Origin of the sequence: Streptomyces sp. NPDC002138 (assembly GCF_040296485.1) — a bacterium.
Taxonomy (GTDB): domain Bacteria; phylum Actinomycetota; class Actinomycetes; order Streptomycetales; family Streptomycetaceae; genus Streptomyces.
Genome location: NZ_JBEOXE010000010.1, coordinates 96,969 through 122,539 on the forward strand (window position 1 = coordinate 96,969; position 25,571 = coordinate 122,539).

The following is a 25,571-nucleotide window of genomic DNA, read 5'->3' on the forward strand; positions in this document are numbered from 1 at the left end:
GGGCGCCCGTGTCAGGCCCGGGTGCCCTGGTCGCTGACGAGCGTGCCGATCTTCTCACCCTTGACGGCGCGGGCGATATTGCCCTCGGCGAGCAGTTCGAAGACCAGGATCGGCAGCTTGTTGTCGCGGCACAGCGTGATGGCGGTCGCGTCGGCGACCTTGAGGTCGCGGGACAGCACCTCGCTGTACTCCAGCGCGTCGAACTTCACCGCGTCCGGGTTCTTCTTCGGGTCGGAGTCGTAGACCCCGTCCACGCCGTTCTTGCCCATCAGCAGGGCCTCGGCGTCGATCTCCAGGGCGCGCTGGGCGGCGGTGGTGTCGGTGGAGAAGTACGGCATGCCCATGCCCGCGCCGAAGATCACGACGCGCCCCTTCTCCAGGTGGCGCACGGCGCGCAGCGGGATGTACGGCTCCGCGACCTGGCCCATCGTGATGGCGGTCTGGACACGGGAGTCGATGCCCTCCTTCTCCAGGAAGTCCTGGAGGGCGAGGCAGTTCATGACCGTGCCCAGCATGCCCATGTAGTCGGACCGCGCCCGGTCCATGCCGCGCTGCTGGAGCTCGGCGCCGCGGAAGAAGTTGCCGCCGCCGATCACGATCGCGATCTCGGCGCCGTCGCGGACCACGGCCGCGATCTCGCGGGCGATGGCGTGCACGACGTCGGGGTCGACACCCAGCCCGCCGCCACCCGAGAAGGCTTCGCCGGACAGCTTGAGCATGAAGCGGCGACCCTTCTTCTCGTGGTCGCTCTTGTCGTCGGAAGCGGTGGTGTGGGGGTCCACGCCCTGATTCATGGAGATCTCCTCGTGCACATACGAAGGAGGCCATTGCCGGTGGGTCCTCGCGGTTCCCTCTACGGCAATGGCCTCCTCGTCAGATCTGCGGTCGTCCGGCGCGAACGCAGGCGACTGCTTCAGACCCTACCGGGGTCCGGTGTCCGTCGCGTACGGACGGACTCAGATGCCGACCTTGATGCGCGCGAAGCGCACCAGGGTGACACCGGCCTCGTCCAGGACCTTCTGGACGGACTTCTTGGCGTCCAGGGCGTAGGCCTGGCCGAGCAGGGTGTTGTCGCGGACGAAGCCCTTGACACGACCCTCGACGATCTTCGGCAGAGCCGCCTCGGGCTTGCCCTCCGCGCGGGTGACCTCTTCGGCGACGCGACGCTCGGACTCGAGGATCTCGGCCGGGATCTCGTCCTCGGAGAGCCACTTCGGGGAGAACGCGGCGATGTGCTGCGCGACGCCGCGGGCGACCTCGGCGTTCTCCTTGTCGAGCTCGACCAGGACGCCGATCTGGAACGGCAGGTCGGGCATCGTGCGGTGCATGTACGCCGAGACGTAACCGCCGGTGAACTGCGCGAAGCGGTCCAGGACGATCTTCTCGCCGAGGTTGGCGTTGGCCTCGTCCACGAACGCCTGGACCGTCTTGCCGGGCTCGATCTCGGACGCGAGCAGCGCCTCGAGGTCGGCCGGGGTGGACGCGGCGATGTGGGCGGCCAGCTGGTTGGTGACGGCCTGGAACTTGTCGCCCTTGGCGACGAAGTCCGTCTCGCACTTCAGCTCGACGATGACACCGGAGGTGTTGTCGTCGGCGATGAGCGAGGCGACGGCGCCGTTCTCGGCAGAACGGCCTTCGCGCTTCGCGACGCCCTTCTGACCCTTGATGCGGAGCGCCTCGATGGCCTTGTCGACGTCGCCGTCGGACTCGACCAGAGCGTTCTTGCAGTCCATCATGCCGACGCCGGTCAGCTCGCGGAGCTTCTTGACGTCAGCGGCGGTGTAGTTCGCCATGAGTCTGTGATTCTCTCTCGAAGTCGTAGATCTGCGGGCTGGGGGCCCCTCCCAGCGGTAGCTGGGGGATGGCGGAGGAGACGCGCTCGTGGCGCGGCTCCCCCGCCGTCATCGTCCGTGCTGGGAGTGCCCGGCGGGTGAACGCCGGGCGCTCTCAGTGGGTCAGGCCTGCTCGGCGTCGGCGGCCGGGGCCTCGACGACGGTCTCGGCGGCAACCTCGGCCTCGGCGGCCGGGGCCTCGACGGCCTCGGCAGCGGCCTCGGCCGGAGCCTCGGCGGCGTCGTCAGCCTTCTTGTCGCCCTCGAGCAGGTCGCGCTCCCACTCGGCGAGCGGCTCGGCGGCGGCCTTCTCGCCCGGCTTCGAGTCGCCAGTGGCGGCACCGGAACGGGCGATGAGGCCCTCGGCGACGGCGTCGGCGATCACGCGGGTGAGCAGGGTGACGGAGCGGATCGCGTCGTCGTTGCCCGGGATCTTGTAGTCGACCTCGTCGGGGTCGCAGTTGGTGTCGAGGATCGCGACGACCGGGATGTGGAGCTTGCGCGCCTCACCGACGGCGATGTGCTCCTTCTTGGTGTCGACGATCCAGACGGCGCTGGGAACCTTCGACATCTCGCGGATACCGCCGAGGGTCTTCTCCAGCTTGGCCTTCTCGCGCGAGAGCACGAGGAGCTCCTTCTTGGTGAGACCCGAGGCCGCGACGTCCTCGAAGTCGATCGCCTCAAGCTCCTTCAGACGCTGAAGGCGCTTGTAGACGGTGGAGAAGTTGGTGAGCATGCCACCCAGCCACCGCTGGTTGACGTACGGCATACCAACGCGCGTCGCCTGCTCGGCGATGGCCTCCTGGGCCTGCTTCTTGGTACCGACGAACATGATGGAACCGCCGTGGGCGACGGTCTCCTTCACGAACTCGTAGGCGCGGTCGATGTACGACAGCGACTGCAGCAGGTCGATGATGTAGATGCCGTTGCGCTCCGTGAAGATGAAGCGCTTCATCTTCGGGTTCCAACGACGGGTCTGGTGACCGAAGTGGACGCCGCTTTCCAGCAGCTCCCGCATCGTGACGACGGCCATGGCCATCTCCTTGTTTTCTCGGTTTGGTTCCTGACGTCCCATCGCGCCCTGCCCCCTGAAGAGGGGACCGAGAGGCGCTGCCACCCGGCCAGAGAGGCCGGTGCTGGGGCGTGCGAAGTCGACCCGGTGACCCGGATCGCCACAAGAAGTGTACGGGACCCGGCGGTGTGCCGGGTGACGCCGATTTCCACAACGGCCCGGTCGTCCACAGGCCGGCGCACGGGCGGCCCCGGGGCGCGACCGTGGGGGCATGAAGACCGTGACCCTGCTGCTCATGGCCCTGCTGACGGCGCCGGTGGCGGCGCTCGCTCCGGCGCCCGCGCCCGCGCCGTCAGCCCGGCCCCTGTCCGTGATGTCCGGGGTGGGTGCCGCCGGGGCCGGGCCCACCGGGGGCGGCGGGCGGCCGCTGCCCGCGCCGCTGCGGGTGGTGCGGTGGTGGGATCCGCCGCCCACGCCGTACGCCGCGGGCCACCGGGGTGTGGACCTGGCCGCGCCGGTGGGCACGGAGATCCGGGCGGTGGGTGCGGGCCGGGTCCACTACGCCGGACGGGTGGCGGGGCGCGGGGTGCTCTCGCTCACCCTCCCGGGCGGCCTGCGCACCACGTACGAGCCGGTGCGCCCGCTCGTCGCCGAAGGCGAGGAGGTGACCACCGGCCGCCCGGTGGCGGTCCTCGAGGCGGGCGGCCACTGCGCGACCCCGTGTCTGCACTGGGGGCTGCTGGCGGGAGAGACCTACCTCAACCCACTGACCCTGGTCCCGCGCCCGGCTCCGCGGCTGCTGCCGCGGGCTCCCTGACGGTGGGGCCTCAGCCCCGGACGCCCCGCAGGGCCATGGCGACGGCCGTCTCGGTCACCTCGGCCGGATGCTCGCCCGCGCCCAGCTCGATCCGGCGCACCGCGGCGTCCACGACTCCTTGCAGCAGCATCGCGGCCAGCCGCGGGTGCTCCTGGCCCAGGGCCGCCAGGGCCTCGACGATCATCGCGATCAGTCCCCCGTGCGCGGCGCGGATCTTCTCCCGCGCGCCCGCGTCCAGCTCGCTGGCGGAGATCGCGACCACGGCCCGGTGCCGCTGGTCGCCCACCAGACCCAGCTGGCTGCGGACGTACGCCTCGATCTTGGCCTCCGGCGTCGCGGCCCGCTCCATCGCGGCCTCGATCTCGGCGGCCCAGACGGGGAAGTCCACCGCGCACAGCTCTTCGACCACCGCCGCGCGGGAGCGGAAGTACTCGTAGACGGAGGACCGGGCCAGACCCGTCCGCTCGGCGAGGGCGGGGAAGGTCAGCGCTTCCGTCCCGCCCTCGGACAGCAGGGAACGCGCGGCGTCCAGCAGGGCGCCTCGCTGCATCGTCCGGTGCTCGGCCACTGAGGCCGCTCGAATCCTGGGCACGCGACCACTCTACGGAGGTGCCGGGGGCTCAGCGCCCCACATCCGCCAGCTTGGCCCGCAGCTGCAGGACCGACTTGGTGTGGATCTGGCTGACCCTGCTCTCCGTGACCCCGAGGACGTGACCGATCTCGGCCAGGGTGAGGCCCTCGTAGTAGTAGAGGGTCACCACCGTCTTCTCCCGGTCGGGCAGCGTGTTGATGGCCCGCGCGAGCAGCCTGCGCAGCTCGCGGTCCTCGGCCACCGCCACGGGGTTGTCGGCGGCGGTGTCCTCCAGCGTGTCCATCAGCGAGAGCCGGTCGCCCTCCCCGCCGACATGCAGCAGCTCCTCCAGCGCGACCACGTTGGCCAGCGACAACTGGCTGAAGACCGCGTGGAGTTCCTCCAGCGCCACCCCCATCTCGTCGGCGACCTCGATCTCCGTCGGTGTGCGGCGCAGCTGGGCCTCGAGCGTGGCGTAGGCGCGCTCGACGGCCCGCGCCTTCTGCCGGACCGAGCGCGGGATCCAGTCCAGGGCCCGCAGTTCGTCGATCATCGCGCCCCGGATCCGGGTGATCGCGTACGTCTCGAACTTGATGGAGCGCTCGATGTCGAACTTCTCGATGGCGTCGATCAGTCCGAAGACCCCGGAGGAGACGAAATCGGCCTGCTCGACGTTGGGCGGCAGGCCCACGCTGACCCGGCCGGCCACGTACTTGACGAGGGGCGAGTAGTGCAGGATCAGCTGCTCCCGCAGGCGCTCGTCCCCCGACTCCTTGTACGAGCGCCAGAGCACGTCCAGGGAGGAGGGCGCGGTGGTCCGCGCGCTGCCCCGGGCAGCGGGGGGCACCGCAGCGCGGTCAGACCCTGAGGTGTGCTGGGGCATGCTTCGCCTTTGCCGGAGCCGGATTCGTGGGGAGCGTAGCGTGACGAGAGTGTCGCGGTGCGCGAAGAGTACGGGATCGCGCGGGGGCGCCGAGGCCGCCCGCTTCGCGCGGGAGGTCCGGGACCGGCGCCTCGCGCACGGTCCCGGCGGCTGCCACCGGGAAGACCGCGTCTCTCATCGGCTTCACTCTTTCACCGGAACGCCCCAGGTCAATGACCGCCTCGCCGGGTGCCACCGGTTCGAGTGGCTCCTCCAGGTGTCCGCCTGGTCAACTGCCAGCCGTCGCCCTGCCGTTCGACGAACCCCAGAGAGTGAAGTTCGTACAGTCTGCCGATGACTTCATCGGTGCCCGTGCCCGCGGCATGTGCGAGGTCAGCCGCCCGGGCGCTCCCCACGGCCGGTACGGCGTCCAAGACTCGGGCGGTGTCCGGGTGCAGGAGGTCCCGGGCGAGCACCGGGCCGCGCCGCGCGGGAGCCAGCTCCCCCATTCCTCCGACCAGCTCGATCACCTCCTCGGCGTCCGTGACCAGCACCCCTTCGCCGCGCAGCAGTTCGTGCACCCCGGCCGAGAGCCCGCTGGTGGCGGGCCCGGGGACGCCCATGGTGAAGCGGCCGAGTCCTTGCGCCCGCCGGGCGGTGACCAGGGACCCGCTGCGATGGGCGGCCTCGACGACCACGGTCCCGCGGGTCAGGGCCGCGATGACACGGTTGCGCAGGACGAAGCGGCCGGCCGTGGGATGGCTGCCCGGTGGCAGTTCACCGATCACCAGCCCTTGTTGGGCGATCCGGCCGAGCAGCCCGGCGTGTCCGCGGGGGTAGGCGACATCCACCCCGCAGGCCAGCACGGCCGCCGTGGCCCCGCCCGCGGCGAGCGCCCCGCGGTGGGCCGCGCCGTCGATCCCGTACGCCGCACCGGACACCACCACCCAGCCGCGCTCGGCGAGCCCGGCGGCCAGGCTCTGCGCCATGTGCGCCCCGTACGGCGTACAGGCGCGGGCCCCGACCACCGCGACCGAACGCAGGGCCCAGGTCCGCAGGTCGGGCAGGCCCCGCAGCCACAGGCCGACGGGGCGGGCGTCCCCCAGGTCGTCGAGCTGCGTCGGCCACTGCGGCGAGCCCGGACAGACGAACCGGCCGCCGACCGCCGCCGCGGTGGCCAGGTACCGGTCGGGGTCCGCGGTCGCCGCGCGCCCGCGGTACCCGTCGAGCCGGCGCCGGTCCGCCGCGGCCGGGGCCTGCGGCCCCCGGCCGGGCGCGGTCAGCTCCCGTATCAGCCCGACCGCGCCCCACTCCCGCACCAGCCGCCCCGCCCGCTCGTCGCCGGGCTCCAGCACACCGGTGAGCGCGGCCCGCGCCCGCCGCTCCTCCTCCGGGCCGCCCGCTCCGCTCCACGGGGCGGCTCCTGCCGCGGTCATGACGCGTAACCCCGCGCGAGGGGAACACCGCGGGAGATGCCGGTGCGCAGTTCCAGGGCCACCGCCACGTCCCGCGCGTCGGGCCGGTCCTTGGCGGCCAGGTCGGACACGGTCCAGGCGACCCGCAGCACCCGGTCGAGACCGCGCGCGGTGAGCAGGCCCCGCTCCAGGTCGCGCTCTGCCTGCGCCAGGGCGCCCGGCGCGGGCAGCCAGCGGGTGCGCAGCTCGTGTCCCGGCACCTCGGCGTTGATCCGCCAGGGGGTGTCGGCGAGCCGGTCCGCCGCCCGCGCCCTGGCCCCGGCGACGCGCTGCGCGACGGCCCCGCTGCTCTCGCCCCGGCCGCCCTCCCCCACGAGGTCGGAGTGGGTGACGGGCTCCACCTCGACCCGCAGGTCCACCCGGTCCAGCAGCGGCCCGGACAGCCGCCCCTGGTAGCGCCGGACCACCGCGGCCGAGCATTCGCAGCCCGCGCCCTGCAGGGTGTGCCGACCGCACGGGCAGGGGTTGGCGGCGAGGACCATCAGGAACCGGGCCGGCAGCCGCATCACCCCCGCGGCCCGCGCGATGACCACCTGACCGGACTCCAGCGGCTGGCGCAGCGCGTCGAGCACCCGCCCGCTGAACTCGGGGGCCTCGTCCAGGAACAGCACCCCGCGGTGGGCCAGCGACACGGCTCCGGGCCGGGGCAGTCCATTGCCGCCGCCGACCAGCGACTGCATGGTCGCGGAGTGGTGCGGGGCGCAGTACGGCGCGGCGGTGACCAGGGGTTCGCCGGGCGGCAGGATGCCCGCCACCGAATGCACGGCGGTGACCTCCAGGGAGTCCTGCCGGGTGAGGGGCGGCATGATCCCGGGAAGTCGCTCGGCCAGCATGGTCTTGCCCGCGCCCGGGGGGCCGGTCAGGAACAGGTGGTGCCCGCCCGCGGCGGCCACCTCCAGCGCGCGCCGGGCCCCGCGCTGCCCCGCCACGTCCGCGAGGTCGGGCGGGGCGCACGCTCCGTACCCCGTGCTCGCCAGCCCCGCTCCGAGACCGGCTCCCGGGACCACCAGCCCGGCCGTCATCGGATCGGGCCGCCCGAAGGCGTCCGGGGGCCCCTCGTCCGGCACCTCCCCGTCGGTCAGGACGGCGATCAGCTGGCGCAGGCTCCGCACCCCCAGCACCGACACCTCGGGCACCAGCGCGGCCTCGGCCGCGCACTGCTGCGGCACCACCACCTGCCGGTAGCCCGCCTCGGCGGCGGCGAGCACGGCGGGCAGGATCCCGCGCACCGGCCGGACCCGCCCGTCGAGCCCGAGCTCCCCGATGAGCAGCAGGTCCGCGATCACCGCCGGGTCCACGCGCTCCGCCGCGCCCAGGACGGCCGCGGCCACCGCGAGGTCGAACCCCGAGCCGGACTTCGGCACGGAGGCCGGGCTGAGCCCGACCGTGAGTTTCTTCTGGGGCCACTCGGCCCCGGAGTTCACCACGGCGGCCCTGACCCGGTCCCGGCTCTCCACGAGCGTCTTGTCGGGCAGCCCGACCAGGGTGAAGGCGGCCACCCCCGGCTCCAGGTCGGCCTGGACCTCGACCACCACGCCCTCGACACCCACGAGCGCCACCGAGCAGGTGCGCGCGAAGCCCATCAGGCCGCCCCCCTGACGTGTTCCACCAGGGGCGCCCCACGCCGGGGCAGCACCACCCCGACCAGGTCGATGCGGACCCCGCCCGGGGGTGGTCCGCCGTGATCGGCGAGCCAGCGCCCGGCGAGCAGCCGCAGACGGTCGGCCTTGCCGGGGCGGACCGCGGCCATCGGGTGCTCGAACATCGGCCGGCCGCGGGGCCCGGCGCGCCGGGTCTTGACCTCGCACACCACCAGGGTGTCCCCCTCGCGGGCGACGATGTCGATCTCACCGCCCCGGCAGCGCCAGTTCCGGGCGATCACGGTCATCCCGGCCCCGGTCAGCCGCCGGGCGGCCAGCTCCTCGCCGTACCGCCCGAGCGCCTGCCGGGCCGCCGCCCGCCCCGGGGTCGGCCGCCCCAAAGGCCCCGACCCCGGCCCCGACGACGCCCGTACCGCGGACGCCGCCCGTACCGACGCCTCCCTCTGTGCCACGCCCTTCGCGTCCATCCGGCACCACCTCCGGTACCGACGATCCCGCGGCCCCGCCCACCCTGTGGATCTTGGTGGACAACCAGGGCGTTGTGGACAACTCGCTCACCCTTTCGGGTGCGTCAGCTGCCCGGAAGCTCCAGGTCGCTCTTGTTCAGCTCCTCGATGTTCACGTCCTTGAACGTCAACACCCTGACCTGCTTGACGAACCGCGCGGGCCTGTACATGTCCCAGACCCAGGCGTCCGCCATCGAGACCTCGAAGAAGACCTCGCCCTGGACCGAATGCACCTGCATCTCATAGTCGTTGGTCAGATAGAAACGACGTTCGGTCTCGATCACGTACTTGAACAGCCCGACGACGTCGCGGTACTCCCGATAGAGCTTCAGCTCCATCTCGGTCTCGTACTTCTCGAGGTCCTCGGCGCTCATGGCATGTTCCCCTTCAGCCGTGCGTCCCCCTATTGTGCGCCAGGCCCGTCCGCCCCTAAACGATTTCCGGGGCCAGGATCACCGGCGCATCCGGCGGACCCTCGGCGAGCAGCGTGCGCAGCAGCTCGCCGAGTCTGGTCGGGTACACCGTCTCACGGGCCGCGAGAAGTTCCTCGGAGGTCCACCACCTGGCTCCGCTGACGCTGCGCCGCTCCAGCTCGGTGAAGCCGTCCGAGGCCACCTCCGTGCGGTCGGTACGGGCCAGGAAGTACCACTCGTCCTGTTCCCAGCGGCGCCCGTCGAAGGGGAACGCGCACCGGCGCTGCCAGAGCACCGGGCCCAGCTCCACCTCTGTGATCCCGGTCTCCTCCGCCAGCTCCCGCAGCGCGGCCCGCTCACGGCTCTCGCCGTCCTCCAGCCCGCCGCCGGGGGTGAACCACCAGCTGTCGGCCGGGTCCCGCGGCTCGAAGCCGTGCAGCAGCAGGATCCGGTCCGCCGGGTCCAGCAGGATCACCCGGGACACCTTGCGGACCTCAGCCCCGGGCACCGGCACGCTCCCGCCGCCGCCCCGTGCGCCCGAGGACCCGCGCCAGGGGCCCGTAGGCGGCCCCGAGGACCACCAGCGCCGCTCCGGCCACCACGGCGGTCACCTGGAGCCGCAGCGGGCCCGGGCTGGAGGTGCCGCCCGGCAGCGCGGCGTACGTCGTCGGCCGCGCCAGCATCGCGGGGTCCGGCCAGGCCCGCGCGTCCACCCGCGCGCTCACGGAGGTCAGCGGGACCATGCCCTGCCCGGCCTCCTGCAGGTGCGCCCGGGAGTCCAGGGAGATCGAGCGCCGGTCGCCGAGCAGGAAGAGCTTGCCCTGCGGCACGGTCACCTCGAAGGTGACGTCCGAGGCCTTGCCCGAACCGGTGCCGGTCAGCGTGGACTCCGGGTCCGCGATGTAGGACTCGACCAGCGGCTTGCCGTTCAGGGTCAGCCGGCCCGCCGCGTCACAGCAGCGCACCGTGTCGCCGCCGAGCCCGACGACGCGCTTGACCATCGGCGAGTCGCTCCAGACGGAATCAGTGAAGATCACCACGTCCCCGTGGCGCACCTGGGAGCCGTCGATCCGCTGCGCCAGCACCCGGTCCCCGGCCTGCACCGTCGGGACCATCGACTCGGTCGGCACGGTGTACGGCTGGTACACCAGCGCGCCCCACACGAAACCGCCGAGGAAGAGGGCAAAACCAATGGCCACGGCGATCCCCGACAAGACATTGCCGAGGCCGCCGCGGCCGTCCCTGCCACGTATCGAACCTTGTGAACCGCCCATTACAGCGCCCCCAGCACCTCGGAGATCGTCGACCTGGGCGGCACCCTACCCGGCGGTAGGCCCGTTGGTCAGCTTCCGCCTGCGCCACAGCACGATCGGCAGCGCCGTCGCGAGGCCCAGTCCGGCCGGAGCAGCCGCGCCGAGCGCGGTCGCCGCGGGCTTCTTGTCGATGCCCGGCTGGTCGAAGGTGTCCGGCACCGGCAGGGTGGCCCAGCGGGTCACCGGCCAGGCGACGACCACGGCGCGCCCGACGACCTTGTCGACCGGGACGAAACCGCCGGTGGAGTCCTCCTGGTGCCAGCGCGAGTCCTGCGAGTTCTGGCGGTGATCGCCCATCACCCAGATCTTGCCCTTGGGCACCGTCAGCGGGCCGAACGGCTTGTCGTCGCACGGGGTGTTGCCCGGGAAGATGTACGGCTCGTCGAGCTGCTTGCCGTTGACGACGACCGGTCCGCCCTTCTTGCACTCCACCGTGTCGCCGCCGACCGCGATGGTCCGCTTGATCAGGTCCTTCTCCTCGGCCGAGGGCATCAGACCGATGAAGCTGAGCACCTTCTGCGCGACGTTCGGGTCCGGGGTCGGCTCGCCCGCCAGCCAGTCCGCCGGGTCGTGGAAGACCACGACCTCACCGCGCTCGGGCTCCGAGCCGAACCACGGGGTCAGCTTGTCGACGAGGACCCGGTCGCCCTTCTGCAGCGTGTTCTGCATGGACTCGGACGGGATCGAGAAGGCCTGGACCAGGAAGGTCTTGATCAGCAGGGCCAGCACCAGCGCGATGCCGATGAGGAGGGGCAGCTCCTTCCAGAAGGAGCGGTGCGCGGGCGGGGCGCCGTCTTCGTCGTGGGCCTCGCCCTCGACTGCCGCCTCCGGCCGCTCATCCTCGGGTTCATCGCGTCCGGATCGCGCGCCTACCGCCACGTCCCCCACATCCACTCCTCACTCCGATGTGCCGCCCGCGCCGAACCGGCGGGGCCCTCCCCTCCCTTAACGAGCGGGAGTTCCCCAAGTAAGGCGTGGGAGACCTAGGACACACTATGCGAACGCGGACCCCCGCCGACGCCCGCGGCGCCCGCGACGGCCCCGGCGCGCCTGGTCCGGGACGGAGAGGAACGTGGCGGGCTGATCGAACTCCCCCCAGTGGCCGTAGGGCCAGGCGATCACGACGGCCCGCCCCACGACTCCGCTCTCGGCGATCGTGCCGTGAAAGGCCTCGTCGAGGTGGTAGCGGGAGTCTGCCGAGTTGGCCCGGTGATCACCCAGGACGAACAGTCGCCCGGCGGGCACCTTCACCTCGAACATGATCTCGGAAGGGGCATTGCCGGGAGACACGTACGGCTCATCGAGCGGCGCTCCGTTGACGGTGACCCGGCCCCGGGTGTCGCAGCACTTGACGGTGTCCCCGCCGACCCCGATGACCCGCTTGATGAGGTCCTGCTCGCTGGCCGAGGGCAGCAGGCCGATGAAGGTCAGCCCCTGCTTGATCTGCTTGACGACCACCGGGTCGGGCGCGGGCCGGGAGGACTCGCCGCGCAGCCAGCCGCCGGGGTCCTTGAAGACCACGACGTCACCGCGCTCGACCTTGGAGCCGAACCAGGGCGTCAGCTTGTCCACGAGGACCCGGTCGCCGATCCGGATCGTCTGCTCCATCGAGCCCGACGGGATGTAGAAGGCCTGGACGAGGAAGGTCTTGAGGATCAGGGCGATGCACAGCGCCACCACGACCAGCAGCGGCAGCTCACCGGCCCGCCGGGTGCGTCTGCGCCGTCGGACCTTGCGGGCCAGCCTGCGCCGCTCGGCGCGGCCGCCGAGCACGGCCACCGCCGGATCCGCGGCCTGGGGATCCGCGACCTGCGGATCCGCCGGCTGCCGATCCGCTGCCCAGGCCCGCGCCTGCGCCTGTGTCCGCGCCTGCCCGGCCGTACGGACGGGCTCCGGCTCCCCGCCGCGCTCCCGCCCCCGGCTACCCATGTCCGCCACCGGAACCTCCCGCGGCTCCCGGCGCCCCCCAGCGGGACGCCGGCCAGCCGATCCAGTCGGCCCGTCCGATCACCTTGTCCACCGGCACCATCCCGCCGCCCGGCTCCCCGAGGTGGTCCCGGGAGTCCCGGGACTGGGAGCGGTGATCGCCCATCACCCACAGGGTGCCAAGCGGTACGACGATCCGGAAGGGCACCTTCGAGGCCGCGTCCCCGGGATACAGGTACGGCTCGTCGAGCGGGACCCCGTTGACCTTCAGCCGCCCGCCCGCGTCGCAGCACACCACGTCGTCGCCGCCGACGCCGATGACCCGCTTCACGAAGTCCGTGTCGGAGGGTTCGGCGAGCCCGAGGGCCGACGCGGCGCCGTGCAGGGCCTCGCCGACCGGATTGCCGCCGTCACCGGCGTGCTCCGGTACGAAGGACCCGGTGCCGTCGAAGACCACCACGTCCCCGCGCTTCGGCCCGCCGCCGGACCCGTACGCCAGCTTGTTGACCAGCACCCGGTCCCCGGTCGCCAGCGTCGGTTCCATCGAGCGGCTCGGGATCAGGAACGGCTGCACCACGAAATTACTGAGCAGCAGCAGGAAGACGGTGCAGACGATCCCGAGCAGACCGGCGCGGCGCCAGGTGAACCAGCCGGGGCGCGCGAACAGCGCCGCCGCCCCGGAAAACGCGGAACGCGACCGCCCCTCCCCCTCGACGGGGGAAGAGTGGCCGCGTTGCGTGTGAGATGCCTCGGTGTCCATATCGGGGGCGAGCCTATCCGGCCGCCTCCGGACACCGGAGGGGACCTCAGCGGTCGCGCTTCTCCTTGATCTTCGCGGCCTTGCCGCGGAGCTCACGGAGGAAGTACAGCTTGGCGCGACGCACGTCACCGCGGGTGACGAGCTCGATCTTCTCGAAGATCGGGGAGTGCACCGGGAAGGTACGCTCCACGCCGACGCTGAAGGAGACCTTGCGGACCGTGAAGGTCTCGCTGACGCCAGAGCCCTGGCGACGGATGACGACGCCCTTGAACTGCTGGATACGGGAGCGGTTGCCCTCGATCACGCGGACGTGGACGTTGACGGTGTCACCCGGGCGGAAGGCCGGGAGGTCCGTACGCAGGGTGCCGGCGGTGACGGCGTCGAGCACGTGAGACATGTTCTTCGTCTGCTTTCTTCGCACGACGCCACAGGCCGCCGAGCGGGTTTTCCGGAGAGAATTCGGGTGCTGTCCCGCCCGACGGGCGACGGTCCCCCTGTGGCAGGGGCGCGCGTGGGCGTACAGCAGTACAGCAGCCGCCTATTCTTCCACGGCGGGGGGCCTGCGCCAAAATCGGCCGTCGGCCGTCGGGGTCCAGCCCAGGACGGAGAGGATCTCGCGGTCCTTCTTGTCGAAGCCGGACGCCTCGCAACGCTCGATCAGGTCGGGCCTGTTGAGCGTCGTACGGCGGAAGGCCTCGTCCCGGCGCCAGCGGGCGATCTTCCCGTGGTGCCCGCTGAGCAGCACCTCGGGGATGCCGCGGCCGCGCCACTCCGGGGGCTTCGTGTAGACCGGCCCCTCCAGCAGGTTCGCCATGTCACCGGGGGCGAAGGAGTCGTCCCGGTGCGATTCGGCGTTGCCGAGGACCCCCGGGAGCAGCCGGGCCACGGCCTCGGTGATGACCAGGACGGCCGCCTCGCCGCCCGCCAGCACGTAGTCCCCGATGGAGACCTCGTAGACCGGCATGCGCGTCGCGTACTCGTCCATGACCCGGCGGTCGATGCCCTCGTACCGGGCGGGCGTGAAGATCAGCCAGGGCCGCTCGGCCAGCTCGACGGCGAGTTCCTGGGTGAACGGGCGCCCGCTCGGGGTGGGGACGACCATGACCGGGCCGTGGGCGCCGGATTCGTAGCCGTCGGCGAGGGCGCTGTCCAGCGCCTCGCCCCACGGGTCGGTCTTCATGACCATGCCGGGGCCGCCGCCGTAGGGCGTGTCGTCGACCGTGTTGTGCCGGTCGTACGTCCATTCCCGCAGGTCATGGATGTGCACGTCGAGCTGGCCGCGGGCGCGGGCCTTGCCGACGAGCGAGACGTCGAGGGGGTCGAGATACTCCGGGAAGATCGTGACGACGTCCAGCCGCATCAGGCATCGCCCTCGGCGTCGGTGTCGCGCTCGGCATCGCCCTCGGCGTCGCGCTCGGACGCGATGACGGCCCGGTCGTCGATCAGCCCCGGCGGCGGGTCGATGACCGCGCGCTGCTCCGACAGGTCGATCTCCAGGACGATCTCCTCGACGAAGGGGATCATCACCTCGGTGCCGTCCGGCCGCTCGACGATGAACAGGTCCTGCGAGGGCAGGTGGGAGATCTCGGTGATCCGGCCGACCACGGTGCCGTCGGCCAGGACCACGTCCAGGTCCATCAGCTGGTGGTCGTAGAACTCCTCCGGGTCCTCCGGGACCTCGGCGGGGTCCACTTCGGCGATCAGCAGGGTGTTGCGGAGCGCCTCGGCACCGGTGCGGTCCTTGACGCCGGCGAAGCGGAGCAGGAGCCGACCGCTGTGGACCCGGCCGGTCTCGACGGTCAGCGGACCGGCCGAGGCCGGTTCGGTCTGGAGGACGGCGCCGGGGCCGAGCCGCAGCTCCGGCTCGTCGGTGCGGACCTCGACGGTGACCTCACCCTTGATCCCATGGGCGCGGCCGATCCGCGCGACTACGAGCTGCACGCTTGCTTTCTCCTGTTCAGACGACGACGGGCCGGGAAGGGCACAGATGCCCTCCCCGGCCCGTGCCGGTGTTTCATTCCTGCGGTGGACGCGGTCTCAGCGGACCTGGTCCACGTCAACGAGGTCGACGCGGATTCCACGACCCCCGATGGCGCCCACGACGGTACGCAGGGCACGTGCGGTGCGACCGTTGCGGCCGATCACCTTTCCGAGGTCATCCGGGTGGACCCGGACCTCGAGCACCTGCCCACGACGCAGGTTGCGCGAGGCGACCTGCACTTCGTCGGGGTTGTCCACAATGCCCTTCACGAGGTGCTCAAGAGCCTCCTCGAGCATGATCAGGCCTCGGTCGACTCGGCGGCGGCCTCAGCCTCGTCCGCCTTCTTGTCGGCCTTCTTGGCCTTCTGCGTGATGGCCTCGCCCTTGGTCTCGCCGATGCCCTCGAGGGCCTTGGCGAACTCGTCGAAGGTGCGACGCTTGCTTTCCTTGGTCTCCGGCTGCAGCAGCGGCGCGGGGGCCGGGAGGCCCTTGTGCGCCTGCCAGTCACCGGTGAGCTTCAGGATGGCGAGGACGGCCTCGGTCGGCTGGGCGCCGACGGAGAGCCAGTACTGCGCACGCTCCGCGTCGACCTCGATGCGCGAGGGGTTGTACGTGGGGTGGTACAGACCGATTTCCTCGATCGCACGACCATCGCGGCGGGTGCGCGAGTCGGCGACAACGATGCGGTAGTGCGGCTGGCGAATCTTGCCGAGGCGCTTGAGCTTGATCTTGACTGCCACTGGAGTGGTGTCTCCTGAACTTGACGTGGTTGGGCACATGAGATGCCACGTGGGGTTGCGGTACTCGGGTGCCCGATGGACGCGTCAGCCGTAGGAGAGAGGGGTCCTGTTCGACTGTCGAGTACAGCTAGCCATTGTGCCACATGCCTGCGGCGCTTCGACCCGGGGCCGTCCCCGCCCGGCCCGCACCCGGACCGCGCTCAGGAGGCCGCGGCGGAGACGGCCACCTCGGGGATGCGGAAGGGCTTGCCGCAGCCGCCGCACACGATCGGGGCCTGGGCGAGCACCGACGGCACGACCCGGACGTTGCGCCCGCAGTCGCAGACGGCCTTGACCCGCACACCGCCGCCGGAGGAGCCGTGCCGGGCGGCCGGGCCGCGGAAACTGCGCTTGGTGTCGGCGGCGGTGGCGGCGGTGTGGGCCTTCAGGGCGCGCTGGAGGCGCTCCATGGTCGGCCGGTACCGCTTCTTCGCCTCGGGGTTGAGGGCGACCAGCGAGAAGCCGCTGCTGGCATGCGGCTCTTCGGAGTGGTCCAGGCCCATTTCCTCGGCGATCGCGAGGAATCTGCGGTTGTGGTAGCGGCCGGCACGCGAAGTGTCACGGACACCGCGGGCTGCGGCGATGCCGTGGACTGCCTCGTGCAGCAGTCGCTCGAAGGAGAGTTCCGCGCCGCATGCGGACGAGGACTCTCCGATCAGGGACTCGGGCGCGGCAAGGTCAGGCAGCTCGGGGTGGTACCGCTGAATATCGGCCCACGCCTGCGCCAGCTCTGCGGCGAGAACAGGTGGTGTCGTGCTCACGTCGTGACAACGAGCCGGGGTGCCCCGGTGTTCCGATTCCGGGCCATTCCAAATTTTTTGCACGTACCAGTCAGTTCAGTCTCATGCGTCCTGATGAGGCCGGGTGCGCAGATCTCCGGAGGAGTCGGTACGTATGGGGGTGCCCCCGGAGGTGGTCAGTCACCTTCCGGGGGCACCCCCAGCGTCACTTCAGGTCACATCAGTAGGAACGCGCCACGATGGCGAGGGTTCCCGGGGCGTCGTCCGTCAGCGGGACCGATCCGTCCTCGGCGACCAGGCAGCGTACGGAGACGGCCTGCTCGGCGAGCTTCGCCTCGCCCTCGGGGCCCAGGTCGGCCCACGGGATGCGCGCCCAGCCACCGGCGACGGCGGCCTCGGCGGCCTCCCCGATGGTCGCGACGTCGGAGGTACGGGACTCACGGCGCTCGCGGGACTCGCGCAGCAGCTGCGCCTGGTCCTCCTCCAGCACCTTGGGCAGCAGCTCGGCCAGGGCCGTGATCTGCACCGGCTCCTTGCCGCCCGGGATCCGGCGGGCCAGCATCGCGGTGCCGGCCTCCAGGTCGCGGGGGCCGATCTCGATGCGGACCGGTACGCCCTTGAGCTCCCAGTCCACGGCGCGGCGGCCGAAGGGGGTGTCGACGCGGTCGTCGACCTGCACGCGGATGCCCGCGGCCTTCAGCTGGTCGCCCAGCTCGCGCACCTTCGCGACGGCCTCGTCGCCCTTGATCGCCATGACGACGACCTGGACGGCGGCCAGCCGCGGCGGCACCCGCAGACCGTTGTCGTCGCCGTGGGACATGATCAGACCGCCGACCATGCGGGTCGAGACGCCCCACGAGGTCTGCCAGACGAGCTCCTGCTTGCCTTCCTTCGACAGGTACTGCGTGTTGAAGGCCTTGGCGAAGTTGGTGCCCAGTTCGTGGCTCGTGCCCAGCTGCAGCGCCTTGCCGTCGCCCATCATGCCCTCGAGGGTGAGGGTGTTGATGGCGCCGGCGAAGCGCTCCTTGGCGGTCTTGCGGCCGAGCACGACATCGATGCCGAGCACGTTCGTCATGAAGTCGCCGTAGACGTCGCGGTGGATCCGGGCGGCGTACTCGCGGGCGTCCTCGTAGGTGGCGTGGGCCGTGTGGCCCTCCTGCCAGAGGAACTCGCTCGTACGGAGGAAGACGCGCGGACGCATCTCCCAGCGGACCACGTTCGCCCACTGGTTGATCAGCAGGGGCAGGTCGCGGTAGCTCTGGACCCACTTCGAGAAGTAGTCGTTGATGATCGTCTCGGAGGTGGGGCGGACGACGACCGGCTCGTCCAGCTCCTTGCCGCCGCCGTGCGTGACGACCGCCAGCTCGGGGGCGAAGCCCTCGACGTGCTCGGCCTCGCGCGTCAGGTAGGACTGCGGGATGAACAGCGGGAAGTACGCGTTCTGGGCGCCCGCGTCCTTGATGCGCGCGTCCATCTCCTGCTGCATCCGCTCCCACAGGCCGTAGCCGTACGGCCGGATGACCATGGTGCCGCGCACCGGACCGTTGTCGGCCAGCTCGGCCTTGTTGATCAGATCCTGGTACCAGCGGGGGAAATCCTCCGCCTGGGGGGTGAGAACGGGTGCCTTTGCCATGGCGCGAATGGTACGGCGCCGGGCGCGCCGAACGTGAATCGGGTCCGGCGCTCCTCTGGACGCGGGGGCGAATGGGGAGTTCCCTGGCAACGGGGGCCAAGGGGGCGACACGGAATCAGGAGCGCTCTTTCGATGACACCGACGCCGACGGCGACGCTCGTTGCCCGGGACTGGGCGGAGATCCAGGAACGGATGCTGGTACCGCTCTACGAAGCGGTTTACGACCGGCTGGAGGTCGGGCCGGGTGACCGGCTGCTCGGCCTGGACTGCGGGGCCGGACTCGGGCTGTTGCTGGCCGCGGGCCGGGGCGCCCGGGTGACCGGGGTCGAGGGGCGGCCCGCGCTGCGGTCCCTGGCCGGGGAGCGGGTGCTGGAGGTGCTGGCCGCGCCGCCCGTGGCGGGGCCGGGGCTGCGCCCGTACGACGTGCTGACCTGCGTGGGTCCGGATCCCCGGGCGCTGCCCGCGGCCCTGGGTCCGCTGCGCCGCGGCGCGGCGGTGGTGCTGGCCGACTGGGGGCCGCCGGAGCGGTGCACGGTCCCCGCGCTGCCGGGCGGCGGGCCCGCGCCGGCGGACCTGGACGCGCTGGTGGAGCGGGCCGGGCTGCGGCCGGACGGCTCGGGGCGGGTGTTCTGCCCGTTCGGGTACGCGGACATGGAGAGCGCGACGCGCGGCCTGCTGTCGACCGGGCTGTACGACCGGTCCGACCCGGTGCAGGCCGAGAAGGAACTGGCGGAGGCGCTGCACCCGTTCGAGCGACCCGACGGGTCCGTGTGGCTGGCGAACATCTTCCGGTACGTGATCGCCCGTACGGTCTAGCAAGACGGGCGCGCGGCGGGACGCGGGGCGGGGGCGCGGAGCCCCCGCTACTTCGTCAGCCGGGTGATGCCGGCCGCCTCGTACGCCGCCGCCTCCTCAAGGGTCTCGTTCGCCAGCAGCGCCTCGGCGAGCGCGTCCAGCTTGTCGCGGTTCTCGCTCAGCAGGCGACAGGCCTGCGCGTAGCACTCGTCCACGATCCGCCGCATCTCGTGGTCCACCGCGTCGAGGGTGGCGGGGGCCGCGGAGAGACCGTAGGGGCTCTGTCCGTCGGAGGGGATCGCGGTCAGCCTGCCGACGCGTTCGCTCATGCCCCAGCGGGCGACCATGCCCCGGGCGAGGTTGGTCACCTGTTCGAGGTCGTTCTCGGCGCCGGTGGTGATGACCCCGTAGACCACCTGTTCGGCGGCCATCCCGCCGAGGGCGCCGATGATCCGGCCGCGCAGGTACTCCTCGGTGTACGCGTACCGGTCGGCGTCCGGGGTGGAGAGGGTGACGCCCAGCGCCCGGCCGCGCGGCACGATGGTGATCTTGCGGACCGGGTCGGCGCCCGGCTGGAGCATGCCCAGCAGCGCGTGGCCGCTCTCGTGGTACGCCGTGCGGCGGCGCTCCTCCTCCGGCATCACCAGCGGCCGCTCCGCGCCGAGCTGGACCTTCTCCAGGGCGTCGGACAGGTCCGTCTGGGTGACGGCCTGCTGCTCCCGCTTCACCGCGAGCAGGGCGGCCTCGTTGGCGAGGTTGGCGAGCTCGGCGCCGGTCATCCCCGGGGTCGTACGGGCCACCTGGGCCAGACTCACCTCCTGGGCCAGCGGGATGTCGCGGGTGTGGATGCGCAGGATGGCCTCGCGGCCGCCGCGGTCGGGCGGGGAGACCACGACGATGCGGTCGAAGCGGCCGGGCCGGGTGAGGGCGGGGTCGAGCACGTCGGCGCGGTTGGTGGCGGCGATGACGACGACGCCCTCGGAGCCGGAGAAGCCGTCCATCTCGGTGAGGATCTGGTTCAGCGTCTGTTCGCGCTCGTCGTGGCCGCCCATGCCCGAGCCGCCGCCGCGGGCCCGGCCGATGGTGTCGATCTCGTCGATGAAGATGATGGCGGGGGCCACCTTGCGGGCCTCGGTGAACAGTTCGCGGACCCGGGAGGCGCCGACGCCGACGATCATCTCGATGAACTCGGACGCGGAAGCGGAGAAGAAGGGCACTCCGGCCTCGCCCGCGACCGCGCGCGCCAGCAGGGTCTTGCCGGTACCGGGAGGGCCCGCGAGCAGTACGCCGCCGGGCATCCGCGCGCCCATCCGGTGGTAGCGCTCGGGGTTCTTGAGGAAGTCGACGACCTCGCTCAGCTCGCCCTCGACCTCGTCGATGCCCGCCACGTCCTCGAAGGTGGTGCGCTTGCTCCCCTCCAGCTCGACCGGCTTGGGGGGCTGTTTGCGGCCGAGCCCGCCGGCGCCGCCCAGGCCGCCGGCGCTCATCCGGCGGGCGACGAGCACCCAGAGGCCGACGAGCAGAAGCATCGGGGCGAGCGAGATCAGCAGGTTGGCCAGGAAGCTGCGGTGTTCGACCACCGGGGAGGCGGTGACGACGACGCCCTTGGCCGTCAGGTTGGACCAGAGCTGGTCGTCCGCGAAGGCGGGGCGCTGCGTGACGAATTTGGTGTAGTCGCCGTCCCCGTCACCGGCGGGCCTGGGCTGCTTGCTTTTCAGCTCGCCCTGGATGGCGTCGCCCTTGGAATAGATCTTCGAGACGTTGCCGCTGGTGACCTGTTTGCTGAACTCGGTGTACGGGATGGTGGGCTCGTCGTCTCCGTTGAACAGGGAGAGCACCAGGTTGGTCAGCAGGTAGACGATGAGCGCGGTCAGGATCAGCCCGCGCCAGCCACCGGGCATCTTCTTCTTGGGCGGCGGGGTGGGCGGTGCGCCCTCGGAGCGCCAAGGCGTGTCGGCACGGTCGCGCGGCGGTACGGGGGTGGGGCTGGGCACGAGGCCTCCTTCTGCCGTCCTCCCGGCCGACATTAAGTCACAAACCGGATAATCGCCGGATGAAGCGGCCCCGCGGACGGGAAGGGCCCCGGCCGCTTGTCGCGACCGGGGCCCGGGAGCTGCGTACGCCTGTCGGCGCGCCTCTGACGTGCTACTTCATGAACTTCTTGAACTCGTCGGGGAGTTCGAAGTCCTGCCCGGCCAGCCCGGTGGGCAGGCCGAACGGGTTGCCCGCGTCGCCGCCCGGCTCGGCGGCCTGCGGCCCCTGCTCCTTGCGGAGGGCGGCCGCGGCCTCCTCTTCCTTGCGCTTCATCGGGTTGCCGCTCTTGCGCTTGCCCTTGGCCTGCTTGATCTGCTTCTTCTGACGGCCGGGGCCGCCGCCCATGCCCGGCATGCCCGGCATCCCGGGCATTCCGCCGCCCTGGGCCATCCGGGACATCATCTTGCGGGCTTCGAAGAAGCGCTCGACGAGCGACTTCACCGCGCTGACCTCGACACCGGCACCCTTGGCGATACGGGCGCGGCGCGAGCCGTTGATGATCGTCGGGTCCTGGCGCTCGGCCGGGGTCATCGACTTGATGACGGCCGCGGTGCGGTCGACGTCGCGCTCGTCGATGTTGTTGATCTGGTCCTTGATCTGCCCCATGCCGGGCAGCATGCCGAGCAGCTTCGAGATGGAGCCCATCTTGCGGACCTGCTCCATCTGGGCCAGGAAGTCGTCGAGCGTGAACTCCTTGGGACCCTTGGCGAGCTTGGCCGCCATCTTCTCGGCCTCGGCCTGCGAGAAGGTCTTCTCGGCCTGCTCGATGAGGGTGAGCATGTCACCCATGTCGAGGATCCGGCCGGCCATGCGGTCCGGGTGGAAGGCGTCGAACTCGTCGAGCTTCTCGCCGTTCGAGGCGAACATGATCTGCTTGCCGGTGACGTGCGCGATGGAGAGCGCGGCGCCGCCGCGGGCGTCGCCGTCGAGCTTGGAGAGCACCACGCCGTCGAAGCCGACGCCGTCGCGGAAGGCCTCGGCGGTGTTGACCGCGTCCTGACCGATCATCGCGTCGACGACGAAGAGGATCTCGTCCGGGCTGACGGCGTCGCGGATGTCCGCGGCCTGCTGCATCAGCTCGGCGTCGATGCCGAGGCGGCCCGCGGTGTCGACGATCACGACGTCGAACTGCTTGGTACGGGCGTACTCGATGGAGTCCTTGGCGACCTGGACGGGGTTGCCGACGCCGTTGCCGGGCTCGGGCGCGTAGATGGAGACGCCCGCGCGCTCGGCGACCACGCTCAGCTGGTTGACCGCGTTCGGGCGCTGGAGGTCGCAGGCGACGAGCAGCGGGGCGTGACCCTGGCCCTTGAGCCAGAAGCCGAGCTTTCCGGCGAGGGTGGTCTTACCGGCGCCCTGGAGACCCGCGAGCATGATCACGGTGGGGGCGGTCTTGGCGAACCGCAGGCGGCGGGTCTCGCCGCCGAGGATCCCGACGAGCTCCTCGTTGACGATCTTGAGGACCTGCTGGCCGGGGTTGAGGGCCTTGGAGACCTCTACCCCGAGCGAACGCTCCTTGACCTTCGCGATGAAGGACCGGACGACGGGGAGGGCGACGTCTGCCTCGAGGAGGGCGATACGGATTTCCCGGGCCGCAGCGTCGATGTCCTGCTCGGAGAGGCGACCTTTGCCCCGGAGGCTCTTGAAGGTCGCGCTGAGGCGGTCGGAAAGCGTATCGAACACGGTAGTCGCGATTCCTCGGGTCGGGGGCGTGTGGTCGCCCCCCAGGGTATCGGGCCGCGCCGCGTCCCGAACCCTGCGGGGCACCGCCCTCTCCCCCCGGCCGCCGGACATGCCCCCCGGCGGCGCCCCAAACCCCGACGAGGCCGCCCCCTCCCCGCCCCGCCGAACCGCTGCCCTCAAACGCCGGGCAGGCTGGAATTGCCCCCGCAGCCGAACACCGGGCGGGGCCATATTCAGCCCCGCCGGCGATTGAGGCGCCGCCGGAGGCAGGCCGGGGGCGCGGCCGAACCGATGCCCTCAAACGCCGGGCAGGCTGGAATTGCCCTCAAGCGCCGGGCGCTGGAATTGCCGCCCAGGGGGGCCACACCCAGCCTCGCCCGCGATGGAGGCGGGTCAGGACAGGGACGACTCGATCGCGGTGGCCAGGAGGGTGGCCTCCGCCGGGGCCAGGGGTTTGCCCTCGACGTCCGTCACGTACAGGGTGTCCACCGCGTTCGCCCCCAGCGTGGACACATGCGCACTGCGCACCCGCACACCCCCCGCGTCCAGCGCCCGCCCGATCCGGTGCAGCAGCCCCACCGCGTCCGGGGCCCGTACCTCCAGCACCGTGGCCAGCGAGGAGACGTCCGCGACGACGGCGACCCGCGGCGGCGGCGGTACGACCCCCCGCCGCCGGGGGTAGGCCGCCTCGCGGTCGGCCAGCCGCGCCGGCACGTCCAGCGAGCCGTCCAGGGCCCGGATCAGGTCCTGCCGCAGCCGCGCCCCCTGCGGCAGGGACCCGTACTCCGCGGCGACCCGCCACCGCAGCACCAGCACCTCGCCCAGCTCGTCCGGGAGTTCCAGCGTGCGCAGATCGGCGGCCCGGACCGTGAGCCGGTGCAGGGCCAGCACCCCGGCCGCCGCGGGCAGCACCCCCGGCTGGTCGGGGACGGCCACGATCAGCTCGACGCCGACCGCGTCCTCCTCCTCCTGGCGGGCGTACAGGGCCAGCGCCGGCTCCCCCGTGCGCAGCGCCTCCACCGCGAGGCGTTCCTGCTCCGCGCCCGGCGGCCGCGGCGTCCCGGAGGCGTCGGGCGGGACCGCGGTCCCGGCGAGGAGGGCGCCCGCCCGGCGCACCAGGTCGGCGACGAGCGAGCCCCGCCAGGTGCTCCACGCGGCGGGCCCGGTGGCCAGCGCGTCCGCCTCGGTGAGGGCGTGCAGGAGTTCCAGCGTGCCCGCCGAACCCACCGCGTCGGCGACCGCGCGCACGGTCGCCGGGTCGTCCAGGTCGCGCCGGGTGGCGGTGTCGATGAGCAGCAGGTGGTGCCGTACGAGGGTGCTCAGCACGGCGACGTCCTCCGCGTCGAAGCCCACCCGCACGGCGACGTCGCGCGCGATGGTCTCGCCCGCGACCGAGTGGTCCCCGGGCCAGCCCTTGCCGATGTCGTGCAGGAGGGCGGCCATGAGCAGCAGGTCCGGGCGGCCGACCCGGCGGGTGAGCGCGGAGGCCCGTACCGCGGTCTCGATGAGGTGCCGGTCGACGGTCCAGGTGTGGACGGGGTTGCGCTGGGGCCGGCAGCGCACCCGTTCCCAGTCGGGCAGCAGCCGGGTGATGAGCCCTTCCGCTTCGAGCGCCTCCCAGACGGCCACGGTGGGCTCCCCCGCGCCCAACAGGGTCAGCAGCTGCTCGCGGGCATCGGCCGGCCAGGGCACGGGCAGCGGTTTCCCCTGCGCGGCCAGGCGTCGTACGGCGTGCAGGGAGACCGGGAGGCCGGCCTGCGCGGCGGCGGCGGCGAGCCGCAGGGGCAGCACCGGGTCCCGTTCGGGCCGGGCGGCCAGGGCCAGGACGGCCTCGCCGTCCTGTTCCACGACCCCCTCGGCGAGCGGGGCCCGCTCCACGGCGCTCGTCCCCCGGGTGCCGAGCAGGCCGCGCAGCCGTGGCCGGGAGGCCCGGGCCCGCAGCACCCGGCCGACCTCGCGCCAGGTGACGTCACCGGCGTACGAGACGACCCGCGCCGCCTCGTACACCTCGCGCAGCAGCGCGTCCGCGTCCAGCAGGCCGAGCTGCGCGGCCACCGGGTCCTGTTCCTGGAGGGAGAGCCGGTCGGTGGCCCGCCCGGTCACCAGGTGCAGCGCGTCGCGGGCGTCCAGGAGCCGCCGCCGGGCCTCGGCCAGCCCCTCGCGCGGGGCGTCGGCCAGCCAGGAGGCCGCCACGGCCCGCAGCGCGGTGACGTCGCGGAGCCCGCCGCGGGCCTCCTTGAGGTCGGGTTCGAGCAGGAAGCGCAGCTCCCCGTTCCGCTCGGCCCGCTCCCGGCACAGCGCGTGCAGCTCGGGAAGGCGCTTGACGGCCTGGTTGCGCCAGTCGGCGAGGACCGAGGTGCGCAGCCCCGCGAGGAGTCCGACGTCTCCGGCGACGGGGCGCGCGTCCAGCAGCCCGAGGTGCACCTTGAGGTCCTCGGCGGCGGTCTTGCGGGCTTCGCCGGGGGTGCGCACGGAGTGGTCGAGGGCGACGCCCAGGTCCCACACCGGGTACCAGATCCGGTCGGCCAGCGCGCTCAGCGCCTTGGGGTCCGCCTTGCCGTCGTGCAGCAGGAGCAGGTCGAGGTCGCTGCGCGGGGAGAGTTCGCCGCGCCCGTAGCCGCCGACGGCGACCAGGGTGGCGCCCCGGACCCCGCTCTCGCGCACGGCGGTCGCGAAGAGGGCGTTCAGCCAGTCGTCGGTCAGCCCCGAGAGGGCGGAACGCCGCGCGGGCCCGGACCGCGACTCCTCCTGGAGGAGTCGCAGCCGGGCCGCGGCGTAACCGCTGGGTCCCGAGTCGGCCGTGCCGGTCGTGTTGTCGACGCTCGTCACCCGGGGGCTCC

25 protein-coding genes and 1 pseudogene are annotated in these 25,571 nt (G+C 72.2%); 2 read left to right on the forward strand and 24 right to left on the reverse strand.

What is annotated here, in order from left to right; genetic code table 11:
• Positions 1–11 precede the first annotated feature (11 nt).
• The 3 genes from pyrH to rpsB form a co-directional block, all read right to left on the reverse strand.
• The gene (gene pyrH / locus ABT084_RS09240) at positions 12–794 is read right to left on the reverse strand and encodes a UMP kinase (RefSeq protein ID WP_351039951.1); all 783 of its coding nucleotides are present in this window, start codon (positions 792–794) and stop codon (positions 12–14) included.
• A gap of 162 nt (positions 795–956) precedes the next feature.
• Positions 957–1,793 carry a translation elongation factor Ts gene (gene tsf / locus ABT084_RS09245; protein WP_351039954.1) on the reverse strand — a complete coding sequence of 279 codons (837 nt, stop codon included), beginning with the start codon at positions 1,791–1,793 and terminating at the stop codon, positions 957–959.
• Between the two features lie 162 nt (positions 1,794–1,955).
• On the reverse strand, positions 1,956–2,864 hold the full coding sequence (rpsB, locus tag ABT084_RS09250; RefSeq protein WP_351039957.1) for a 30S ribosomal protein S2: 909 nt from the start codon (positions 2,862–2,864) through the stop codon (positions 1,956–1,958).
• A gap of 250 nt (positions 2,865–3,114) precedes the next feature.
• Here rpsB and ABT084_RS09255 point away from each other — a divergent pair, with 250 nt between their 5' ends.
• On the forward strand, positions 3,115–3,660 hold the full coding sequence (locus tag ABT084_RS09255) for a M23 family metallopeptidase (RefSeq protein ID WP_351039960.1): 546 nt from the start codon (positions 3,115–3,117) through the stop codon (positions 3,658–3,660).
• A gap of 10 nt (positions 3,661–3,670) precedes the next feature.
• Here the strand turns inward: ABT084_RS09255 and ABT084_RS09260 are convergent, their stop codons facing one another.
• The 18 genes and pseudogenes from ABT084_RS09260 to proS form a co-directional block, all read right to left on the reverse strand.
• Positions 3,671–4,228: a TetR/AcrR family transcriptional regulator gene (locus ABT084_RS09260; protein WP_351040108.1), complete on the reverse strand. Its 558-nt coding sequence runs from the start codon at positions 4,226–4,228 to the stop codon at positions 3,671–3,673.
• A gap of 52 nt (positions 4,229–4,280) precedes the next feature.
• Entirely contained in the window at positions 4,281–5,114 is an 834-nt protein-coding gene (gene whiG / locus ABT084_RS09265; protein ID WP_351039963.1) for an RNA polymerase sigma factor WhiG, read from the reverse strand.
• Between the two features lie 209 nt (positions 5,115–5,323).
• Positions 5,324–6,529, reverse strand: a complete 1,206-nt coding sequence (dprA, locus tag ABT084_RS09270) for a DNA-processing protein DprA (protein WP_351039966.1) — start codon at positions 6,527–6,529, stop codon at positions 5,324–5,326.
• Positions 6,526–8,151 (reverse strand): YifB family Mg chelatase-like AAA ATPase, encoded by a 1,626-nt coding sequence (locus ABT084_RS09275; RefSeq protein ID WP_351039969.1) that lies wholly within the window; start codon positions 8,149–8,151, stop codon positions 6,526–6,528. Before ABT084_RS09275 ends, dprA begins: the two co-directional genes overlap by 4 nt.
• On the reverse strand, positions 8,151–8,549 hold the full coding sequence (locus ABT084_RS09280) for a YraN family protein (RefSeq protein ID WP_351040111.1): 399 nt from the start codon (positions 8,547–8,549) through the stop codon (positions 8,151–8,153). The genes ABT084_RS09275 and ABT084_RS09280 overlap by 1 nt, the downstream gene beginning before the upstream one ends.
• 191 nt (positions 8,550–8,740) lie before the next feature.
• A complete protein-coding gene (locus ABT084_RS09285) occupies positions 8,741–9,049 on the reverse strand; it encodes a DUF2469 domain-containing protein (RefSeq protein ID WP_005311352.1) in 309 nt (102 codons plus the stop codon).
• A 55-nt stretch (positions 9,050–9,104) separates the two neighbouring features.
• Positions 9,105–9,602 (reverse strand): NUDIX hydrolase, encoded by a 498-nt coding sequence (locus ABT084_RS09290; protein WP_502968875.1) that lies wholly within the window; start codon positions 9,600–9,602, stop codon positions 9,105–9,107.
• Positions 9,583–10,362 (reverse strand): signal peptidase I, encoded by a 780-nt coding sequence (gene lepB / locus ABT084_RS09295; protein WP_351039975.1) that lies wholly within the window; start codon positions 10,360–10,362, stop codon positions 9,583–9,585. The genes ABT084_RS09290 and lepB (ABT084_RS09295) overlap by 20 nt, the downstream gene beginning before the upstream one ends.
• 45 nt (positions 10,363–10,407) lie before the next feature.
• Complete coding sequence (lepB, locus tag ABT084_RS09300) at positions 10,408–11,280, reverse strand: signal peptidase I (RefSeq protein ID WP_351039978.1); 873 nt, start codon at positions 11,278–11,280, stop codon at positions 10,408–10,410.
• Positions 11,249–12,330: pseudogene (lepB, locus tag ABT084_RS09305) on the reverse strand (signal peptidase I). The gene lepB (ABT084_RS09300) and the pseudogene lepB (ABT084_RS09305) overlap by 32 nt, the downstream one beginning before the upstream one ends.
• Entirely contained in the window at positions 12,323–13,087 is a 765-nt protein-coding gene (gene lepB, locus ABT084_RS09310; protein WP_351039981.1) for a signal peptidase I, read from the reverse strand. The pseudogene lepB (ABT084_RS09305) and the gene lepB (ABT084_RS09310) overlap by 8 nt, the downstream one beginning before the upstream one ends.
• A 46-nt stretch (positions 13,088–13,133) precedes the next feature.
• A complete protein-coding gene (gene rplS, locus ABT084_RS09315; RefSeq protein WP_351039983.1) occupies positions 13,134–13,484 on the reverse strand; it encodes a 50S ribosomal protein L19 in 351 nt (116 codons plus the stop codon).
• 141 nt (positions 13,485–13,625) lie between these two features.
• On the reverse strand, positions 13,626–14,447 hold the full coding sequence (gene trmD, locus ABT084_RS09320; protein WP_351039986.1) for a tRNA (guanosine(37)-N1)-methyltransferase TrmD: 822 nt from the start codon (positions 14,445–14,447) through the stop codon (positions 13,626–13,628).
• The gene (rimM, locus tag ABT084_RS09325) at positions 14,447–15,028 is read right to left on the reverse strand and encodes a ribosome maturation factor RimM (RefSeq protein WP_351039989.1); all 582 of its coding nucleotides are present in this window, start codon (positions 15,026–15,028) and stop codon (positions 14,447–14,449) included. The genes trmD and rimM overlap by 1 nt, the downstream gene beginning before the upstream one ends.
• 96 nt (positions 15,029–15,124) lie before the next feature.
• Positions 15,125–15,364, reverse strand: coding sequence for an RNA-binding protein (locus ABT084_RS09330; protein WP_030011889.1), 240 nt, complete (start codon positions 15,362–15,364; stop codon positions 15,125–15,127).
• A gap of 2 nt (positions 15,365–15,366) precedes the next feature.
• Positions 15,367–15,807 carry a 30S ribosomal protein S16 gene (gene rpsP, locus ABT084_RS09335; protein WP_330332868.1) on the reverse strand — a complete coding sequence of 147 codons (441 nt, stop codon included), beginning with the start codon at positions 15,805–15,807 and terminating at the stop codon, positions 15,367–15,369.
• 200 nt (positions 15,808–16,007) lie between these two features.
• Positions 16,008–16,607: a hypothetical protein gene (locus ABT084_RS09340; protein ID WP_351039994.1), complete on the reverse strand. Its 600-nt coding sequence runs from the start codon at positions 16,605–16,607 to the stop codon at positions 16,008–16,010.
• A gap of 199 nt (positions 16,608–16,806) precedes the next feature.
• Positions 16,807–18,219, reverse strand: coding sequence for a proline--tRNA ligase (gene proS / locus ABT084_RS09345; RefSeq protein WP_351039996.1), 1,413 nt, complete (start codon positions 18,217–18,219; stop codon positions 16,807–16,809).
• A 132-nt stretch (positions 18,220–18,351) separates the two neighbouring features.
• Between proS and ABT084_RS09350 the strand changes: the two genes are divergently transcribed.
• Positions 18,352–19,035 carry a methyltransferase type 11 gene (locus ABT084_RS09350; protein ID WP_351039998.1) on the forward strand — a complete coding sequence of 228 codons (684 nt, stop codon included), beginning with the start codon at positions 18,352–18,354 and terminating at the stop codon, positions 19,033–19,035.
• 47 nt (positions 19,036–19,082) lie between these two features.
• Here the strand turns inward: ABT084_RS09350 and ftsH are convergent, their stop codons facing one another.
• From ftsH to ABT084_RS09365, 3 genes are all read right to left on the reverse strand, one after another.
• Positions 19,083–21,041: an ATP-dependent zinc metalloprotease FtsH gene (ftsH, locus tag ABT084_RS09355; protein ID WP_502968876.1), complete on the reverse strand. Its 1,959-nt coding sequence runs from the start codon at positions 21,039–21,041 to the stop codon at positions 19,083–19,085.
• A gap of 118 nt (positions 21,042–21,159) precedes the next feature.
• Entirely contained in the window at positions 21,160–22,731 is a 1,572-nt protein-coding gene (ffh, locus tag ABT084_RS09360; protein ID WP_351040002.1) for a signal recognition particle protein, read from the reverse strand.
• Positions 22,732–23,124: 393 nt separating this feature from the next.
• Positions 23,125–25,560 carry a [protein-PII] uridylyltransferase gene (locus ABT084_RS09365; RefSeq protein WP_351040004.1) on the reverse strand — a complete coding sequence of 812 codons (2,436 nt, stop codon included), beginning with the start codon at positions 25,558–25,560 and terminating at the stop codon, positions 23,125–23,127.
• Positions 25,561–25,571: the final 11 nt, after the last annotated feature.

Bases quoted from the DNA above. Each gene is read 5' to 3' on its own strand.
- lepB (WP_351039975.1), bottom strand. From the start codon at position 10,362: ATGGGCGGTTCACAAGGTTCGATACGTGGCAGGGACGGCCGCGGCGGC.
- whiG (WP_351039963.1), bottom strand. From the start codon at position 5,114: ATGCCCCAGCACACCTCAGGGTCTGACCGCGCTGCGGTGCCCCCCGCT.
- trmD (WP_351039986.1), bottom strand. From the start codon at position 14,447: ATGCGGCTGGACGTCGTCACGATCTTCCCGGAGTATCTCGACCCCCTC.
- ABT084_RS09350 (WP_351039998.1), top strand. From the start codon at position 18,352: ATGACACCGACGCCGACGGCGACGCTCGTTGCCCGGGACTGGGCGGAG.
- ABT084_RS09255 (WP_351039960.1), top strand. From the start codon at position 3,115: ATGAAGACCGTGACCCTGCTGCTCATGGCCCTGCTGACGGCGCCGGTG.
- dprA (WP_351039966.1), bottom strand. From the start codon at position 6,529: ATGACCGCGGCAGGAGCCGCCCCGTGGAGCGGAGCGGGCGGCCCGGAG.
- ABT084_RS09285 (WP_005311352.1), bottom strand. From the start codon at position 9,049: ATGAGCGCCGAGGACCTCGAGAAGTACGAGACCGAGATGGAGCTGAAG.
- rplS (WP_351039983.1), bottom strand. From the start codon at position 13,484: ATGTCTCACGTGCTCGACGCCGTCACCGCCGGCACCCTGCGTACGGAC.
- lepB (WP_351039981.1), bottom strand. From the start codon at position 13,087: ATGGACACCGAGGCATCTCACACGCAACGCGGCCACTCTTCCCCCGTC.
- ftsH (WP_502968876.1), bottom strand. From the start codon at position 21,041: ATGTCGGCCGGGAGGACGGCAGAAGGAGGCCTCGTGCCCAGCCCCACC.
- proS (WP_351039996.1), bottom strand. From the start codon at position 18,219: ATGGCAAAGGCACCCGTTCTCACCCCCCAGGCGGAGGATTTCCCCCGC.
- rpsB (WP_351039957.1), bottom strand. From the start codon at position 2,864: ATGGCCGTCGTCACGATGCGGGAGCTGCTGGAAAGCGGCGTCCACTTC.
- ABT084_RS09330 (WP_030011889.1), bottom strand. From the start codon at position 15,364: ATGCTCGAGGAGGCTCTTGAGCACCTCGTGAAGGGCATTGTGGACAAC.
- pyrH (WP_351039951.1), bottom strand. From the start codon at position 794: ATGAATCAGGGCGTGGACCCCCACACCACCGCTTCCGACGACAAGAGC.
- tsf (WP_351039954.1), bottom strand. From the start codon at position 1,793: ATGGCGAACTACACCGCCGCTGACGTCAAGAAGCTCCGCGAGCTGACC.
- ABT084_RS09275 (WP_351039969.1), bottom strand. From the start codon at position 8,151: ATGGGCTTCGCGCGCACCTGCTCGGTGGCGCTCGTGGGTGTCGAGGGC.